This is a genomic window from Wukongibacter baidiensis, from assembly GCF_050888315.1.
GTDB lineage: Bacteria > Bacillota > Clostridia > Peptostreptococcales > Caminicellaceae > Wukongibacter > Wukongibacter baidiensis.
The window spans coordinates 1,663,419-1,682,802 of the sequence record NZ_CP138202.1 but is presented as its reverse complement, the minus strand read 5'-3'; the positions used below and the strand labels follow the sequence as shown (position 1 = coordinate 1,682,802).

The following is a 19,384-nucleotide window of genomic DNA, read 5'->3' as shown; positions in this document are numbered from 1 at the left end:
TTTAAAATTTAAGAAAATATTTAGGCTTTCTATAGTATATCCAAATATATATAATGCATTTACGAATCAATTATCTTTGAGGTAAAAAAAAATATGAAATTTGTGGCATTTTATGGTAGGAATTATATAGAAAATGTGGAATAATAAATTAAAAAGAAAATATGAGTTTATTTTTCAATAACAAATTCTCGGAGTTCGAGGCGTTTATTTAAGGGGGAGCTTTCAGGTGTTAGAAAAAACAAAAGGGGAGATAATTGAAGAACTACGAAAAAGAGATCAGAGGATTAAAGAATTAGAAGACAAAATTAACCATTTAAATAACGGTGTTTTCGGTGGGGAAAAAAGTTTTATATGTAAATTGTTCTTTGAAAATTCTAAAGAAAGCTATATCTTCATTAAAAATGAAAGAATTGTTGAGTGTAATAATGCAGCCGTCATAATGTTTGGATATACTTCTAAAACGGATTTAATAGGGTCTATTGTGTTTGAAAAAATTTCTGGTGAGATGGAGAAGAATTCACTTGATTCAAGATATAAAGAGGTAATGGATGATACCGATGAGAAGATTGTTTTTGAGTGGATAATTCAAAGAAAAGATGGACAAAGCATACCAGTAGAAGCAACTATTACAAAGATACCAACGGTTGGAGATGCTATGTCATGTGTAGTTTTAAGGGAGATTAGTGAAAGAAAAAAGATTCAAAAAATAATTTTAGAAAAAGAGAAGCTCTATCGCAATATGTTTGAAACGAACCACTTCGTTATACTTTTAATAGATCCAAATAGTGGTAAGATAATAGATGCCAACAATGCAGCGTGCTTGTTTTATAGATATAGCAAAGAAAGATTGATGAACATGAATATTTCGAAGCTAAATATATTGAATAGCGATGAGAAACTAATAAAGGTAATAAAGACGGCTGTTGAAGGTAAAAAGAATCGTTTTTACTTAAATCAACGATTAGCTAATGATGAAACAAGATTTGTTGAAGTGCATTGTAATCAGGTAAATTTTAATGGTAAAGATCTACTGTATTTTATTGTACATGATTTAACTAAGATGAAGAAGATTTTAAGTGCTTTAGATGAAAGTGAGAAAAAATTTAAAGAATTGTTTAATAAAGCTAATGATGCCATTTGGTTGTGCAACGTAAATAGGGATGGGACTGTTGCTAATTTTAGAGAAGTTAATGACATGGCTTGCAAGATGTATGGGTATGATAGAGAGAAGTTTTTAAATATGACAATAGAGGATCTTAGGACTCCCGAAGATCACGATGATATATTGAAAAAGGTGGGAAAAGTAATTAAAGAAGGGCATAATACCTTTGAATCAGTACATGTCTCAAAACATGGAGACAAGATCCCAGTTGAAGTTAATGCCCATAAGTTTAAACTTTTCGGAGAAGAGGTAATAATTTCTATTGTAAGAGATATTACTAGTAGGAAATGGATAGAAAAATTCTTAAGAGAAAGTGAAGAACGCAATAGAAGATTGGTAGAGCTACTGCCAGATCCCATCATATTGCAAAAGGATGGGAGAATTCTTTATATTAATAATGCTGCTATTAGCTTTTTAGGTGGAGAAAATAGACACCACTTTATCGGGAAAGACATTTTCCAGTTTGTAGACTTCCATCCAAGTGAAAGCAAAACTTTGACAATGGAGAATTTAAAAGAGGAAATGAATAATTTTAGCAGTTTTGATGAGGTTAAGATAATTAGAAAATCCGATAACGCTGTTCTGGACGCAGAAATTGCATCGACAGTTTTTGACTATAGTAATAAAAAAGCAACCCTTATTCTAATGAGAGATTTATGCGATCGAAGAAAGGCTGAAAAATATATTAAACTCTTTAACGATGCAATTGAGTTTGATAAGCTAAAGACACAATTTTTTGCAAATCTCTCTCATGAATTAAGGACCCCTCTTAATGTAATATTAGGAACTATTCAAATTCTAACCATGTATATGAAAGAAAAATCGCTTAAGAATAAAGATGAAAAGCTTGAAAATAGAATAAAGATTTTAAAGCAAAATTGCTATAGATTATTGAGGTTAGTAAACAACCTAATTGATATTACGAAGATTGATGCCGGTTTTTATGAGCTTAGCTTGCAAAACCATAATATAGTAAACGTTGTTGAAGAAATAACTCTGTCAGTGGCAGGGTATGTTGAGCAAAAAAAATTAAAACTCGTTTTTGATACGGATGTTGAGGAAAAAAATGTTGCCTGTGATCCAGACAAAATTGAACGAATAATGCTAAACCTTCTTTCGAATGCTATTAAGTTTACGGAGCCTGATGGAAGCATATTCGTAACTATGACTGATAAGGGTGAGAATATTGTTATATCAGTTAAGGACACGGGGATAGGAATACCGAAAGATGAGCTAAAATATATTTTTGAACACTTCAGACAGGTTGACAAGTCCTTTACAAGAAATCACGAAGGAAGCGGTATAGGGTTATCACTGGTGAAATCCTTGGTTGAACTACATGGTGGAACTATAAATGTAAATAGTGAGTATGGCAAGGGCAGTGAATTTGTTATTGAACTACCAGCAAAGATTTTAGAAGACGATGTAACTATCATAAGAGAGAATAGTGAAAACGAAATGGAGAGTAACTTAATTGAAATAATTAATATTGAGTTTTCTGATATATACGCATAATTTCGAATAAATGTTATAATTAATATGAATTATAATAAACGATTTTAGAGATATGCCCATCTAATTATGGTATACTTATTTCATTGAAAATTTCTATTATAGAGATTCCAGTCAAAACTTTAATTTATACACATCAAAAATCTCCAGAAACATCGGATATTTTGATATGCGTAAATTAAGATTTACTTGGAACTTTCTTTATATGAACACTATAAATAAGAATAGACAGCAAATAAAATGCAGAGGAGATATTTATGTACAAGAAAATTAGTGATTTTAAAGTAGGAGATAACATTGAGGGCTTCTACCTTATAAAGTCTGTAGCTGTGAAGACATCAAGTAATAATAAAACATTTCTTGATCTTAATTTAGCCGACAAGACTGGTGAAATTAATGCTAAGCTATGGGACAGCACAAAGGAAGACGAAAATGAATTTGTTGAAGGAAAACTTATAAAGGCTAGAGGAAATGTTTCAGAATGGCAAAATAGACTTCAGCTTAAAATTATGAGAATAAGGCTTGCTGATGATGAAGACTATATATCCTTAGATGATTATGTACCTACTGCACCGGAAGAATCGGAAACAATGTATGAAAAGATACTAAATTATATTGAGGCTATGAATAACAAGGACGTACATAATATTGTAAGTTATGTTTTTAAAGAAAATAAAGACCGTTTAATGTTTTATCCAGCAGCTAAATCCAATCATCATGCGATACATGGAGGGCTGTTGTATCATACATTAACTATGTTAACGATGGCCGAAAGAGTCTGTGAAATATATACTTTTCTAGACAGAGATTTATTGTTTGGTGGGGTAATACTCCATGATATGGCAAAGCTTGAGGAGATGGACTCCAATGAACTCGGAATAGTTTCATCATATACAAGTGAAGGAGAGCTTTTAGGACATATAATTCAAGGTATAAAGAATATAGAAAAGGTTTCTGATAAGGTTGGTGCAGATAAAGAAATAACGACTTTGCTTCAACATATGGTTCTTTCCCATCATTATGAACCTGAGTTTGGAAGCCCTAAGAGGCCAATGATTCCAGAGGCAGAAATATTACATTATCTAGATGTAATCGATGCGAGGATGTTCGACATGAGAAAGACATTAGAAAATGTTAAGCCAAGAGGTTTTTCTGATAAGGTATGGACGTTAAACAATAGAAAGCTATACAAAGTAGCATATAGACAGCGCAGTGAAGGATAGCTTGAGATGTTAATAAGCTATATATGTATAGAAAAGTGAGGATTTGGCAAAACTATTTAATAAATTTTGAAGAAATCTTAAAAAAAATTTTGACAAATTATGATTTTTTAATGTATTATATATTAGTAGTAAAGTATATAAAATGTAAAAGATTAAAAATTGAATAAGGTTAAGGGCTGTGAACAGGAGAGTAGCTTGGAATGGAGTTTAAGGTATATAATCGAAACCTAAGAGAGATGATCCATGGCTGAAAGATCATTAACTTACATCCTTGTGAAGATCACCTTTGAGCCAGATATCTGAAATGAGTTATAGTAAGATATCTCGTATAAATACGTTAAAAGTAATGAGTGATAGGTTTTACCTATAATTTGGGTGGTACCACGGAAATATCCGTCCCTAAGTCTATTGACTTAGGGATTTTTTATAATATATAGGAAATTATAAACCAATTAAAGTTATGAACAAATATAATTTCCGCTATGTATTTCAAAAAAGTCAACCTTGAGAATTTTTATAAGAGACTTTTTTATACATAAGAATTATAAATCTATTAATAGTACAGATAATCCTGAATTATTCATGAATAGTTCGGGAGAATATAAGGAAGGGTGAAGTGATGAAAAAGTTTGAAGAATTATCAAATTTGTCTACTAGCGAAAATGAAAAAAGAGTATCTGACTTTTGGGATGAAATAGATATTCTTGAGAAATGTGTAGAATCTAGAGAAGGAAGAGAATCCTTTGTATTTTATGAGGGACCTCCGACAGCAAATGGAAGACCAGGTATTCACCATGTTATATCCAGAACCCTAAAGGATTCAGTTTGTAGATACAAAACTATGCAAGGTTATCAGGTGAAGAGAAAAGCAGGATGGGATACCCATGGATTACCTGTCGAAATCGAAGTTGAAAAGCAGTTAAACCTTAAAAACAAGCAGGACATAGAAGAATATGGCCTTGACAAATTTAATGAAAAATGTAGAGAATCTGTTTTTAAGTATGAGGGTCTATGGAGAGAAATGACTAAGCGTATGGCTTATGCCATTGATTTGGAAAATCCTTATATTACCCTTGATAATAATTATATTGAAAGTGTATGGTGGATTTTAGACAAGTTTAATAAAGAAGGATTTATGTATGAAGGACATAAAATTCTTCCTTATTGTAGTAGATGTGGAACAGGCCTTGCTAGCCATGAGGTTGCTCAAGGTTATCAAGAAATCAAGAGCAACACAGTTGTTGCAAAGTTTAGGCTTAAGGATAAGGAAAATGAATACTTCCTTGCTTGGACAACTACTCCGTGGACATTGGCTTCAAACGTTTCTCTCACGGTTAATCCTGAGGTAACATATGTAAAGGTTAAGGCTGAGAATGGAGATGTTTACTATTTAGCAAAGGATTTAGCTAGTAGTGTTGTAGAAGGGGAATATGAAGTATTAGAAGAGTGTAAGGGTAAAGACCTAGAGTATATGGAGTACGAGCAGCTTATGCCATTTGTAAAGGCAGAGAAAAAAGCTTTCTTTGTAACCCTTGCTGATTATGTTACTACTGAGGACGGTACTGGTATAGTTCACTCGGCTCCAGCCTTTGGGGAAGATGACTATAACACTGGTAAGAGATATGACTTACCTGTACTTCAACCTGTAAGTGAAGAAGGAAAGTACACTACTACTCCTTGGGAAGGCATGTTTGTTATGGATGCCGATGTGGAGATTATTAAGTGGCTTTATAACGAAGGTAAACTTTATAAAAAGCAAAAGGTTGCACATAATTATCCACATTGCTGGAGATGTAAGACTCCTCTTTTATACTATGCTAAACCAAGCTGGTATATTGAAATGACTAAACTTAAAGATAAACTTATTGAAAACAACAATGGTATTGAGTGGTATCCAGGCTATGTTGGTCAAAAACGTTTTGGAAACTGGCTTGAAAACCTAAATGATTGGGCTATATCAAGAAGTAGATATTGGGGAACTCCACTAAATATCTGGAGATGTGATGAGTGTAATCATACTGCCAGCATAGGATCGAGAAAAGAATTAGCTGAAAAAGCGATAGAAGATATAGATGAAAGCATAGAACTACACAGACCGTATGTGGATGATATCCATATTAAATGTGAGAAGTGTTCGAGCACTATGACAAGAGTTAAGGAAGTTATTGACTGTTGGTTTGATAGTGGGTCAATGCCTTTTGCACAACATCATTATCCATTTGAAAATAGCGACAAGTTCTTTGATGAGTTATACCCTGCAGACTTTATATGTGAAGGTATAGATCAGACAAGAGGATGGTTCTATTCACTATTAGCAATTTCTACATTTGTTACAGGAAAGTCATCTTATAAGCGAGTTTTAGTAAACGACCTTATTTTGGATAAAGATGGTAGAAAAATGTCGAAGTCAAGAGGGAATACTGTAGACCCATTTGCACTATTTGATAAGTATGGTGCAGATGCCCTTAGATGGTATCTACTTTATGTTTCACCTGCTTGGACTCCAACTAAGTTTGACGAAGAAGGACTAAAGGAAGTTCAAAGTAAATTCTTTAGTACAATTAAAAATGTTTATAATTTCTTCGTACTATATGCAAATACCGATGGAATAGATCCAAAGGAGTTCTTTGTTGAATACAAAGATAGACCGCAAATAGATAGATGGGTTTTATCAAAATATAATAGCCTTTTAAAATCTGTTTCAGAAGACTTACAAGTATTTGACTTAACAAAGGCCGTTAGAAAGATACAAGAATTTGTTAATGAAGACCTATCAAACTGGTATATAAGACGTTCACGTAGACGTTTCTGGGCTACTGAGCTGACAGAAGATAAGAAGGCAGTTTACAATACTACTTATGAAATACTAGTAGGCATAAGCCAAATGGTTGCTCCATTTGCTCCATATTTATCAGAGGAGATATATAGAAATTTAACTGGTGATTTATCAGTTCATATTAGTGATTATCCAGTTTCAAATGAGAAGCTTGTAGACATTAAGCTTGAAGAAAAGATGGACCTTGTTAGAAATCTTGTTAAACTTGGTAGAGCTTCTAGAGAAGCGGTTAGAATCAAAGTTCGTCAACCTATTCAAAAAGTCCTTGTTGATGGTAAATTTGAGGAAATTGTATCTGACCTAGTTCCACTAGTAAAGGAAGAACTAAATGTAAAAGAAGTAGTATTTGCTAAGGACTTAAAAGAATTTATGGACTTTAGTTTGAAACCTAACTTTAGAGTTGCTGGACCGAAGCTTGGTAAGAATATAAAAGCCTTCGGTGGGGCCTTAGCTGCACTCGATGCTTCAGTGGCAGCGCCTAAGCTAGAAAATGGAGAATCAATAGTAATTGACTTAAATGGCGAAGATTTAGAGGTTACAAGTGAGCTTGTAATGATAAATATTTCAGCTAAAGAAGGCTTTACTGTAGAAATGGAAAATAATCTATTTGTTATCTTAGATACAACCTTAAGTCAAGAGTTAATCGACGAAGGTTTCGCTAGAGAGTTTATTTCTAAAATTCAGCAGCTAAGAAAGAATAATGGTTATGAAATGATGGATAATATTAAGATCTTCTTCGATGGAGATGATGAAATAGCAAATGCAGTAGAGATCCATAAAGACTATATTATGGAAGAAACTTTAGCTAAGAGCATTGAAAGAGTTTCAGATGAAAGCTTTGAGAAGCAAGACTTAAATGGACATGAAACCGGTGTGAAGCTAGAAAAAGTTAATAATTAATTAATGGTAAAAGGGAACATATAAAATTGTTCCCTTGAGACTGCCCGGAAACCCGAATTTCTTCGTTGTTGCCTCCAACAAGAACCCTTACGTATGTCTGTATACGCTGCGGTCTCTTACTTTCGGCACGCCTCGAACTTCAGACTTCTCAACAGTCTGCCATCTTGTAGACTTTGTCTACAATCTGAAGGGAACATATAAAAGTGTTCCCTTTTATTTTTTTGTAACATAGTATAATCAATGGATGCGATTTTCCAATCTCCATCAAAATTCTACTTTCATTTGGTAATATTTTGTTGTATTATAGTGTATGGATATCTTGTGAATTAAAAAAAGGGGGAAGAAGAGTGTTTAAATGGAGAGAGAATTATTCTTGTAATATTGAGGAGATTGATAAGCAGCATGAACGATTATTGGAGATAGGGTCTGACCTATCATCTTTAATTCGTACAAGGGATGTAGACCATTATGATGAAATTATTGGGCTTCTTGATGAACTAAAAAAATATACAATCTATCACTTCAAGACTGAAGAGGACTTAATGGAGAAATACGGGTTTGATGGACTAGATGAGCATAAACAAGTTCATCAAAATTTTATTGATAAGGTAAATGAAGTTGGTAGTGAAGATATAGATGAGAATCAAAAAGGTGTTACGATGGAAATTCTAGTCTTTATTGCCGATTGGATAGAAAATCACATACTTAAAGTTGACCATATGTATAAAGACTTCTTAAATGAAAAAGGAGTATTTTAGAACAGAAATAGAATCAACTTTTGTTTATAGTAAACGGGATAAGCTAAATTATTGCTTTAAAAAGGCGTCATTGACGCTTTTTTTTGTTGTAACAATTTCAAAATACTTGAATATTCTAATAGTGAAGACTTAAAAAGTATTTTGAGAGGTGTTGAATAAATGTTTAGATTTTATGATTTCTATCCAATGAATCTCTATAGAGGCAATTTCTTTAGAATGCCCCCTGAACCTATAGATACTACCTATGTTCGGATTTTCCATGCATCCCCAGATGCACCCCCAGTTGATGTATATGTAAATAATAAACCAGTAGTGTCAAATCTAAGGTACAGAAGTTTTACAGAATATCTTCCACTGCCGCCTGGTGTAAGCAATGTCAAGGTCTTCCCCGCTGGAAGAACTATGAATCCTGTAATAAATACAAATGTCAATATACCACCGAATACAATATTAACCGTTGCGGCAATTAATGAGTTGAAAGACCTGAGCCTATATGCAATAGAGGATACTCCTATGCCTATACCGATGGGTAAGACATATGTAAGAGTAGGTCACTTATCTCCAAATGCACCGGCCGTAGATGTTAGGTTACCAAATGGAAGAAATTTATTCGAAGATGTAGAATATAAGGAGATTACAGATTATAAACTTGTTGAGCCAGGAGACTATACAATAGACCTGTATGTGACTGGAACAGATAAAAGAGTACTACATGTACCAAATATCAATCTAAAGCCAAATAGATTTTACACTGTATATGCAATAGGTCTTGCAGGTGAGAGACCACCACTTCAAGTAGTAATTCCACTAGATGGGAATTCCTATATAAAGGTTTAGTCTACAAAGAGAATGAAGCCTTAACTTATATATTACAAAAATATTACAAATAGTAAAAATAGTTGTAATATTTGGCAATAAATAATATACTGTATGTGTAAATAAATTTTTATGAAGGAGGTCGTGTTGATGAACACTAAGAAGTTAATTAGTTGGAGTTTAAGAAAAGTTTTTCATTCAAACTATATATTGAGTACACGACCTAGGAGTATCAGTTAGTATTGTAACAGTTTTTTAAAGTAATATGTAATTGATAAAGAAGAGCCATAGGTATGTGTATTATTGCCTGTGGCTTTAACTATTAGTGATATAGATTAAGAGAGTTTATTAGTGTTTTTAAGCCATGGGTATAATCGCCTATGGCTTTTTTATGTATAAAAGGAGGTATAGAAAGGTGATTAAAAATTAAGCTCCAGAAAAGGATGGAGGTAGCTCTATAGACTGAGTAGCAAATTACTTAGTTTAAAGAAATAACCGTATCCAAAAACTTTACAGCAGAAATTTTGCAGCGGAATTGGAGGGGATGTAGATTGAACAAGTTAAAGCTTTTACTAAAGTTTATGAAAGGTAATAGATTTATGTATTTAGGAGCTGTTTTAGCTATAGGAATAGCTACGTGCTTCGAAATGGTAGTACCACTGGTACTAAGAGTAACAATAGATTCTGTAATAGGCAGTAAACCTATAGAACTTCCCTATTGGATAATAAATTTCATCGAGGCAATTGGTGGGAAATCAATACTTTTAAGAAACCTATGGATATGTGGAGGAGCAATAGTTATACTGACAATAGTAAATGGTATTTTCCTATATTTAAAGGGAAAATGGTCTGCTGTAGCATCGGAATCTGTTGCTAAGAATATTAGAGAAAAATTATATAATCATCTGCAGCACTTAGCTTACGATTATCATATTAAGGCTGAAACAGGAGACTTGATTCAAAGATGTACATCGGATGTTGAGACTATAAGAAGATTTTTAGCCGTTCAATTTGTTGAAATTGGTCGAGTGCTATTCATGTTGATATTTTCACTTTGGATAATGATTTCTTTAAATCCTACAATGACTTTAGTGGCTATATCACTAATTCCTATAATATTTGCATTTACATTAGTATTCTTCTTTAAAGTAAAGTCGGCTTTTAGGATATCCGATGAAGCCGAAGGGAAGCTGTCGACAGTGTTACAGGAAAATTTGAGCGGCGTTAGAGTGGTTAGAGCATTTGCTAGACAAAAATATGAGGCTGATAAATTTGATGAGAAAAATTCTGAATATAGAGATGTTACATATAGATTGATTCGTCTACTTGCTTGGTATTGGTCATCCTCAGATTTTCTATGTTTCTTACAAATAGGCGCTGTGTTAGCCTTTGGAGCATACTTTGCCTCTAAGGGAGCAATAACCTTGGGGACCCTAGTAGTATTCGTAACCTATGAAAGAAAGCTCATTTTTCCTATAAGACAATTAGGAAGAATCCTTACTGATCTAGGGAAATCCTTAGTAGCAATAGAACGTATAAATGAGATTTTAGAAACTAAGCTTGAAGAAGGAATAGATGAAGGAGCAAGACCAGAGATAAAAGGTGAGATAGAGTTTGAAAAAGTTAACTTCCAGTATGATGAGGATAGACAGATATTAAAGGGTATATCCTTTAAGGTTAAACCGGGAGATACAGTAGCGATATTGGGACCAACTGGTTCAGGAAAGACGTCATTAGTTAACTTGTTACTAAGGTTATATGACTATAACGAAGGTGAAATAAAGATTGATGGTGTTTCACTTAAAAGTATAAATAAGAAATGGCTTAGGGATCAAATTGGCATAGTTCTACAAGAACCATTTTTATACTCTAAGACCCTAAAAGAAAACATAGGTATTACAAATTTAAAAGCAGAAGAATCAGAAATATATGAAGCTGCAAAAATTGCATCAATACATGACGTAATATTAGATTTTGAAAATGGTTATGAGACTTCAGTAGGTGAACGTGGAGTTACCTTGTCAGGAGGACAAAAGCAGCGTGTTTCAATGGCAAGAACCATAATCAGAAATTCGAAAGTCTTAATTTTTGACGACTCTTTAAGTGCCGTTGATACCGAGACGGATCTAGCCATTAGAAAGGCCCTGCAGGAAAGGAAAAAGGGAGTCACTACATTTATCATAGCTCATCGTATTACTACTTTATCTGAGGCCGACTTAATATTAGTCATTGAGGAAGGAAAAATAGTGCAGTCAGGAAAGCATGAGGAGTTAATTAACCAGAAGGGATTATATAGACGCATTTGGTCAATACAGAACTCTCTCGAAGAAGAGCTAGAGAAGGAAATAAATAACGCTTCCAATAATAAATTAGAAGAAGTTGCTTCATAGGATCATAAGAAATAGGTAGATATTTGTAAAAGTGTTGGTAGCGTAAGAACATAAAGCTATAAAGTAATGCTATTTTAAGTTTTAAAGTAGCATGATTATAATTGAAAGGACAGATCTTAATGAGTGGAAATCAAGAACAGGACTATAATAAGGGATTTGATTTGCAGCTTTGGAAGAAACTATTACATTTTGCAAAGCCCTATAAAAAGAGTTTAGTTATAGTTGGTATTATGATGATAATCCTGGCGATTGTGGATGTAATATTTCCAATGATGACAAAGTATGCAATTGATACTTTCATTGTCCCAAAAAAACTTGATGGGTTATATACATTTGCTATATGGTATGCGTTACTAGTTGCATTCCAAGCTGTCGTGGTTTGGAAATTTATTGCAGAAGCAGGGAAAGTAGATATGGGTATTTGTTACGATATCAGAAAGGTTGGATTCCAAAGGCTTCAAGAACTATCTTTCTCATACTTTGATAAAACCCATATTGGTTGGATAATGGCAAGAATGACATCAGACACTCAGAGACTTGGAGATACTATTTCCTGGGGAATAGTAGACCTGGTTTGGGGAAGTGCTGTGATGGTAGCGATATCCTGCGTAATGCTTTTCATGAATTGGAAGCTAGCATTAATTGCATTGACAGTAGTTCCGATTTTGGCTATTGTGAGTGTCTATTTTCAGAAAAAGATTTTAAAGGCCTTTAGAAGAGTGAGAAAAACCAATTCACGAATAACAGGAGCCTTTAACGAAGGAATAATGGGTGCGAAAACCACAAAAACACTAGTGAGAGAAGAGAAAAACCTAGAGGAATTCGGAACGATTACTGGTGAAATGCAAAGATCTTCTGTTAGAGCGGCTATTTTTTCATCCCTATATTTGCCAGTAGTTATGACTTTGGGAAGTATAGGTACGGCATTGGCGCTGTGGCGTGGAGGTGAAGGTGTAGTTCTGGAAATGTTAAGTTATGGAACACTGGTAGCATTTATCTCATTTACAATACAGTTTTTTGAGCCTGTTAGGGAACTTGCTAGGATATTTGCCGAACTTCAATCGGCCCAGGCCTCAGGAGAGAGAATCATGTCTATGATTGAAACCGAACCAGATATAAAGGATAGTTCAGAGATAATAAGGATTTATGGAGATTCCTTTGAACCTAAAAAGGAGAACTGGGCGAAAATTCAGGGGAATATCAGCTTTAAAAATGTATCCTTTGCCTATAAGGATGGAGAAAAGGTTCTAGATGGATTTAACCTTAATGTAAAGGCAGGAGAAACGATAGCCTTAGTTGGTGAAACAGGTTCAGGTAAGAGTACCATAGTAAACCTAGCATGTCGTTTCTATGAACCTACTAAGGGAGAAATATTAATTGATGGAGTGAATTATCGTAAGAGATCACTTTTATGGTTACACTCTAATCTCGGATACGTATTGCAAACTCCTCATCTTTTTAGTGGAACAATAAAGGAGAATATTAGATATGGGCGATTGAATGCTACCGATGAAGAAATCATAAAGGCAGCGCAGTTGGTTAATGCCCACGAATTTATAATGAAGCTAAAGGATGGATATGATTCACAGGTTGGTGAGGGAGGTAATAGATTATCTACAGGTGAAAAGCAGCTGATATCCTTTACTAGAGCCATACTTGCTAATCCTAGAATATTTGTGTTAGATGAGGCTACATCCTCTGTCGATACTGAAGCGGAGCAGCTTATACAAAATGCAATTGGCAAGGTGCTACAGGGAAGAACCAGCTTTATAATCGCCCATAGATTATCAACGATTCGCAGTGCTGATAGAATTCTAGTTATAAGTAAGGGTAAGGTTATAGAAGAGGGTAATCATTATCAGCTAATAAAGAAAAAAGGATATTACTATAGATTATATACAAATCAGTTTATGGATGAACAGGAAACAATGATACTTCACAAGAGTAGTTAATGAAATTACAGGATAACGGACTATGAGTTGAAAGGAAGATTGATACATGATAAATATGTATGACTTAGATCCACATGTAAGTGAAGTATATGATGGTATCGAAACTCAGACCCATGATTTTGAATGGATACTTCACCTATTAGAGAGATATGATTGTAAGGAAATATTAGAACCATATTGTGGAACGGGAAGAATAGCGTTACCACTAGCTAGAGAGGGATATAAAGTTACTGGCATTGATAGTGCTGAGGGGATGCTTCAAAGTTTTAGAGAAAAGATTAAAACAGAAGGCAACTACGCTGCGAATAATATTGAAATATATAAATCGGACTTTTTATCCTACGATACTGAAAGAAGATATGATGCGGTTTTATTAGGGGGTAACTGCTTATATATATATGGTGAACCTGAAATACAAGGTAAAGTTATTCTTAAGGCAAAAGAACTTGTAAAACCTGGAGGTTATATCTTCATCGATAATGATGCCCACGATGGAGAGCTACCAAAATCATGGTGCAATATTGGGATTGAATCACTAGGGTTTCCAAGTGGCAAGTGCAGAGATGGGACTGAACTTAAGGGCTATACAACGCCAACGTGGGTAGATGCCAAGGGCCGATTTTGGAAGGCAAAACGTAGACTAGAGGTTTATAAGGATAATGAGATAGTTAATGAGTATGAATGGTTTGCAAAAACCCATGCGGTATCCTCTGTAGAAGTTAAAACTTGGATAAAGGCACTTGGGCTTGAGATAGTTGGACAGTGGTCAGGAACAGAGAATATTAACCCCTTAGAAAAGGGGAGTAAAAGAGCTACATTTTGGGTTAAGAAACCTGAGTAACTATCATATCTTAAAGGCTATGAAAGGAGTAAACTATGACAGAGATAGATAAAAGAGATAAGTTAAGAGAAAACCCATTCAGCTATAAAATCACTAAGGCTAATAAAACTCTAATATACTATGAGAATCGGATGATAAAAACTTTAAATGAGAAAGAAACAAAGAGATTAATAAAGAAAATTGATGGATTGAGTCAATTTGAAGTGCAATTGGCACTAGCGAAGATAACAGGAAATTTTAAGCGCGGAAATGAGAGGCAAGTGAACTAAAGAGAGTATATAGAATATACTGATTAGGATGTGATACAGACATGGACATTATTGTAAGAAAGGCTTTAGAGAAAGATAGAAGTAATTATGTTAAATTTGCAATTAAACTGAGTGAGTTCAATCGGAGTAATCATAGAGAAGAGTGTAGATACGATAACTATGATATGGTTCTAGATGCAATTAAAAGGAGATCAAAAAAGATATTCGATAACAGAAATGAGGATTGTTTAATATTAACTGCACTTATAGAGGATAGAGCAGTAGGATATGCAATGGCGAAGATATATGAGGAAGAAATGGTTGCAGATAATGGAACGGGGAGAATTGGGTTGTTTGATGAATTATATGTTGATGATTCTGCAAGGGGTTTTGGCATAGGAAAAATGCTTTTGGATGAAGTAATGAATTGGTTTAAAGAGAGGGATATAAAAAGGGTAAAGCTACATGCCTACTCATGGAATGAGAAAGCTAAAAAGCTTTATGAAAACAATGGTTTTTCAGAATATGCTGTATCATATGAGAAATTTATTTAATATTAATTTAACCCGTTGTGCTAGTTTCAGCCATCGGGAGTGATGATATTTCCTAAGTATTGAAAAACCTAATGTATAATTTACTAGAACAAGAAGTTAATTTTAGGAGGAACAGGATTTTAAGAGGAATTTGAAAAATAATAAATCGATTATGAGAATAACTGAGGAGTGATAGAATGAGAATAGATTCGACGAAGATAGAAGCTATTATTGAGAAACAAGAGAATTTTTCTGGTGTTGTACTTGTACAGGAGGGCGATTATACAATTTTCGAAGGTGGATATGGATTAGCAAATAGAAGTGAAGATATTCCGAATACACTAAAAACTAGATTTGGTATAGCTTCTGGATGTAAGTTATTTACATCTATAGCAATATGCCAACTTGTTGAGAACGGGATAATTTCTTTTAATACATACTTAAAGGATTGTTTGGATATTCCTTTTCCTAATTTTGATCCAAATATTAAAATTAAAGATTTGCTAACCCATAGCTCAGGTATTCCTGACTATTTTGATGAAGAAGTAATGGATGACTTTTCAGAGCTTTGGAAGGAAAGACCTATGTATAATATTAGAAGTCCTAAGGATTTTTTGCCTATGTTTCAAAATGGAAATATGGAAGTTGTACCAGGAGAAAGGTTTAAATACAATAATGCAGGATTCATTGTACTTGGGTTAATTATTGAGGAAAACACGGGAATGAAGTTTACTGAATATGTTGAGAAAAACATTTTCAAACCTTGTGGAATGTTAGATTCAGGATATTTTCCTATGGATCAATTACCGAAGGGTAGTGCATATGGTTATGTTAAAGATGAATCGGATAATTGGAAGACTAATATTTATTCTTTGCCTATTATAGGAGGCCCAGATGGAGGCGCTTTCACGACTGCAAATGATTTATCTAAACTATGGGAGTCAATACTTAATAATAAAATTCTTAGTAAAGAGGTAACTACAGAATTGTTAACTCCTCATATTCAAGTAGATGGTGACTTCTGCTATGGATATGGTATATGGATAATAAAAGAAGGCGATGGGATATTTAAGTATTATGTTATGGGTGAAGATCCTGGGGTAAGTATGATGTCTTCCGTATACCCTACAAGAAATGCTCAACTAACAGTGATTGGCAATACAGATTTCGGTACTTGGGATATTGCAAGGGAAATTCAAGAACTGATTAAATAAATAGTCTAAAAGGAGAGGATTGCTTATGTTTCAAACATATCAAGAACTTGATAATCACATTACAGGTTTATGGCAGCAAGAAAAATTCAGTGAAATTATAGAACTTTTCAAGGCGTATATAGATGCTTTTCCAGAAAACAACTATTATATGACATGGGAAATGGCTTTAGGCTATGCGTCTCTTGGTGATTTAGAAAAAGCATATAACATTTTGGAAGATGGTCTAGGTAAAGGTTATTTTTATCCGATTTTCCCTGATGATTCACTATTTAATAAACATCCATATGAAGAACGTTTTAAAAATGTATTAACCAAAATTGAGAAATTAAAGCTTCAGAAGCAAAGTTCTGCTCATGTAAAATATGTTTTAGAGTCCCCTGAATCTTATTCTAAGGATACGCCTATTCTCATATCCTTACATGGATGGGGTGAAGATATGGAATTTTTCAAATGTAGGTGGAACTCACAGGTTATAAAGGAAAAGTTTCACCACCTATTTATTCAATCTAGTCAAGTATGTACATATAACGGGTATTGTTGGGATAATTATGATAAGACTATTGAGGATATAAACATTGCTTTAGACAATGTAAAAGCAAACCTTGGATTTTCACCTAGAAAAATGTTTGCAGGAGGGTTTTCTCAAGGCGGAGAAATTGCTATAGATTTATGCCTAAAAACAAATTTACCTATAAGGGGAGTAGTTGTCCTATGCCCAGGGCTAGATGAAAAACAGCTTAGTCTAGAGGAGAATCTTTTATCATCACAGCTTTCCCATGTTACAATTATCACTGGAGAGAATGACGGAGATCTTCAAAGTCAAAAAGTATTTGTAGATAGACTTAGAGGCGTAGAAGTTGAACATAAGTTTATAGTTATTGAAAATTTAGGACATTGGTTTCCTAGTAATTTATCTAATTTATTAGATGACGCAGCAGATGGATTTTTAAAGAAGTTCAATAAATAGTATGAAAGGAATGGCTTAGCCCATTCCTTTTATTTATAGGTTATTCATCGGAGTGAAATTGAGCAGTTGCCCTGACTCCTCATTATATAAGTTATTCTTTTTTGATATACTATAGGTAGATTTTTTAAGTCTTTTATGGAAGAAGGGGTAAACAATGAATGAAAAAGTAAAAAAAATTCAAAGGGAGTCATTGATTGTAGATGCACATCTGGATCTATTATATGATGTGGACTTCAAGAGACGAATGGGGGAAACTAAGGTAATAGAAAATAGGTACCTTCCTGAGTTTAAAGAGGGAGGAGTAAATTTAGTTGTTTCATCAATATATATAGATGATACCTTTTTACCTGAAATGGCTTTAAGGAAGGCTATGAATCAAGTTAGTGTTTTGTACAGTGAGATAGATGAATCACCTGACAAGATAATGCTTTGTAAAAGCTTTAAGGATATAGAAAAGGCCATAGAAGAGGAGAAAATAGGGATAATGCTTTCTTTCGAAGGTGTTGAACCCCTATATGACGATCTGAGTCTTCTGAGAGTATTTTATGAGTTAGGAGTAAGGCTTGTTGGTCTAACCTGGAGTAGAAGGAACTTTGCAGCCGATGGGTGTAGCTTTAAAAAGGGACGTGAATTAACAAGGGGTGGTTTGACAGATTTTGGAGTAAGGCTGGTTGAAGAAGCTGAGAATCTAGGTATGATTATTGATGTAAGCCACCTAAATGATGAAGGCTTTTGGGACATAATGGAGATAACAAAAAAACCTATCATAGCATCCCATTCAAATACAAGAACTTTAGTTAATATCCCGAGAAACCTAACCGATGACCAGATTAAAGCTATTGCATCAAAGGATGGTGTCATAGGGATGAATGTGGCAAGTCTCCTTGTAGCCGATAGTGACAAGAATGCAAACATTGAGCATTTATTAAACCATGTAGACCAGATAGCGAAGGTAGTAGGTGTGAAGCATGTTGGTCTGGGCTTTGACTTCTGCGATAGGCTCTTTGAGAACTCTTCGCCTCAGAGTTTAGAAAAATTACCTCGTAAACCCTTTGATGTAATGAAGGGACACGATGAATTAGATATATTTATAGATGGTTTAATAAATAGAGGATATGGTGAAGACGAGATTAAGATGATAATAGGAGAGAATTTTCTTAGGCTTTATAGACAGATACTTTAGAGAATGAAAGTACTAAAAAATAGACATATTAAAGAATATCTGGTATTATAGGCATAGACTAAAATATAAAGGAGAGTTTTAGATAAATGAAAGATAATAAAATTTTAGCTGTAGTAAATGGGAAAGAAATAATGGAAAGCGATGTAAATGCACTTTTACAAAACTTTGCTGCACAAGGTAACATGAACTTTAACTCTGATCAAGGTAAACAGCAAATATTAGATGAGTTAATTAATCAAGAGTTATTTTATTTAGATGCAATAGAAAATAATTATGATAAAGAAGAAGAATTCTTAAAAGAGTTAGAAATGAATAAAGTAAATATTCTTAAGAATTATTCATTAAGAAAGGTTTTAAATAGTGCTGATGTAACTGAGCAAGAAATATTAGACTACTTCAATAACAACCAAGAGAGCTTTAAAACTCCTGAGAGTGTTCAAGCAAGTCATATACTAGTTAAGGAAGAAGAAGAAATCAAGAAAATAGCAAAAGAAATCGAAGACGGATTAGCTTTTGAAGAAGCGGCTACAAAGTATTCAACATGCCCTTCTAAGCAAAGAGGTGGAGATTTAGGTCAGTTTACAAAGGGACAAATGGTTCCTGAGTTTGAAAATGCAGCTTTTGCTATGGAAGAAGGAGAAGTAAGCGAGCCAGTAAAAACTCAATTTGGATATCATCTTATCAAATTAGTTAATAAGAATGAGTCAACTTCTCAGAACTTTGAAGAAGTTAAGGATCAAATCAAGAACTTCCTATTAGGTAGAAAGCAAAACAATCTATACATAACTAAGACTACTGAATTAAAAGAAAAATATGATGTAAAAATCAACGAATAATAAAAATAAAGCC

Annotated in this window: 14 protein-coding genes and 1 other annotated feature; all 14 genes read left to right on the top strand. The window is 33.7% G+C overall.

Features of this window, described 5'->3' with window-relative positions; translation table 11 throughout:
- Window positions 1–226: 226 nt before the first annotated feature.
- The 14 genes from R9X47_RS07725 (at window position 227) to R9X47_RS07660 (ending at window position 19,371) form a co-directional block, all read left to right on the top strand.
- On the top strand, window positions 227–2,677 hold the full coding sequence (locus R9X47_RS07725) for a PAS domain S-box protein (RefSeq protein WP_432666197.1): 2,451 nt from the start codon (window positions 227–229) through the stop codon (window positions 2,675–2,677).
- A 254-nt stretch (window positions 2,678–2,931) separates the two neighbouring features.
- Window positions 2,932–3,897 carry a 3'-5' exoribonuclease YhaM family protein gene (locus R9X47_RS07720; RefSeq protein WP_432666196.1) on the top strand — a complete coding sequence of 322 codons (966 nt, stop codon included), beginning with the start codon at window positions 2,932–2,934 and terminating at the stop codon, window positions 3,895–3,897.
- A gap of 169 nt (window positions 3,898–4,066) precedes the next feature.
- Window positions 4,067–4,301: a binding site (T-box leader), on the top strand.
- A gap of 215 nt (window positions 4,302–4,516) precedes the next feature.
- Entirely contained in the window at window positions 4,517–7,633 is a 3,117-nt protein-coding gene (gene ileS / locus R9X47_RS07715) for an isoleucine--tRNA ligase (RefSeq protein ID WP_432666195.1), read from the top strand.
- Window positions 7,634–7,980: 347 nt separating this feature from the next.
- Complete coding sequence (locus R9X47_RS07710) at window positions 7,981–8,391, top strand: bacteriohemerythrin (RefSeq protein ID WP_432666194.1); 411 nt, start codon at window positions 7,981–7,983, stop codon at window positions 8,389–8,391.
- A 159-nt stretch (window positions 8,392–8,550) separates the two neighbouring features.
- The gene (locus R9X47_RS07705; RefSeq protein ID WP_432666193.1) at window positions 8,551–9,228 is read left to right on the top strand and encodes a DUF4397 domain-containing protein; all 678 of its coding nucleotides are present in this window, start codon (window positions 8,551–8,553) and stop codon (window positions 9,226–9,228) included.
- Between the two features lie 530 nt (window positions 9,229–9,758).
- Complete coding sequence (locus R9X47_RS07700; protein WP_432666192.1) at window positions 9,759–11,597, top strand: ABC transporter ATP-binding protein; 1,839 nt, start codon at window positions 9,759–9,761, stop codon at window positions 11,595–11,597.
- A gap of 119 nt (window positions 11,598–11,716) precedes the next feature.
- Entirely contained in the window at window positions 11,717–13,549 is a 1,833-nt protein-coding gene (locus tag R9X47_RS07695; protein WP_432666190.1) for an ABC transporter ATP-binding protein, read from the top strand.
- A gap of 46 nt (window positions 13,550–13,595) precedes the next feature.
- Window positions 13,596–14,390: a class I SAM-dependent methyltransferase gene (locus R9X47_RS07690; protein ID WP_432666189.1), complete on the top strand. Its 795-nt coding sequence runs from the start codon at window positions 13,596–13,598 to the stop codon at window positions 14,388–14,390.
- Between the two features lie 35 nt (window positions 14,391–14,425).
- Window positions 14,426–14,659, top strand: coding sequence for a hypothetical protein (locus R9X47_RS07685; RefSeq protein ID WP_432666188.1), 234 nt, complete (start codon window positions 14,426–14,428; stop codon window positions 14,657–14,659).
- Between the two features lie 41 nt (window positions 14,660–14,700).
- Window positions 14,701–15,192: a GNAT family N-acetyltransferase gene (locus R9X47_RS07680; protein ID WP_432666186.1), complete on the top strand. Its 492-nt coding sequence runs from the start codon at window positions 14,701–14,703 to the stop codon at window positions 15,190–15,192.
- Between the two features lie 176 nt (window positions 15,193–15,368).
- Window positions 15,369–16,385, top strand: a complete 1,017-nt coding sequence (locus R9X47_RS07675) for a serine hydrolase domain-containing protein (RefSeq protein WP_432666185.1) — start codon at window positions 15,369–15,371, stop codon at window positions 16,383–16,385.
- Between the two features lie 25 nt (window positions 16,386–16,410).
- Complete coding sequence (locus tag R9X47_RS07670) at window positions 16,411–17,352, top strand: alpha/beta hydrolase (protein ID WP_432666184.1); 942 nt, start codon at window positions 16,411–16,413, stop codon at window positions 17,350–17,352.
- A gap of 154 nt (window positions 17,353–17,506) precedes the next feature.
- Window positions 17,507–18,535, top strand: a complete 1,029-nt coding sequence (locus R9X47_RS07665; RefSeq protein ID WP_432666183.1) for a dipeptidase — start codon at window positions 17,507–17,509, stop codon at window positions 18,533–18,535.
- Between the two features lie 86 nt (window positions 18,536–18,621).
- Window positions 18,622–19,371 (top strand): peptidylprolyl isomerase, encoded by a 750-nt coding sequence (locus R9X47_RS07660; protein ID WP_432666181.1) that lies wholly within the window; start codon window positions 18,622–18,624, stop codon window positions 19,369–19,371.
- Window positions 19,372–19,384: the final 13 nt, after the last annotated feature.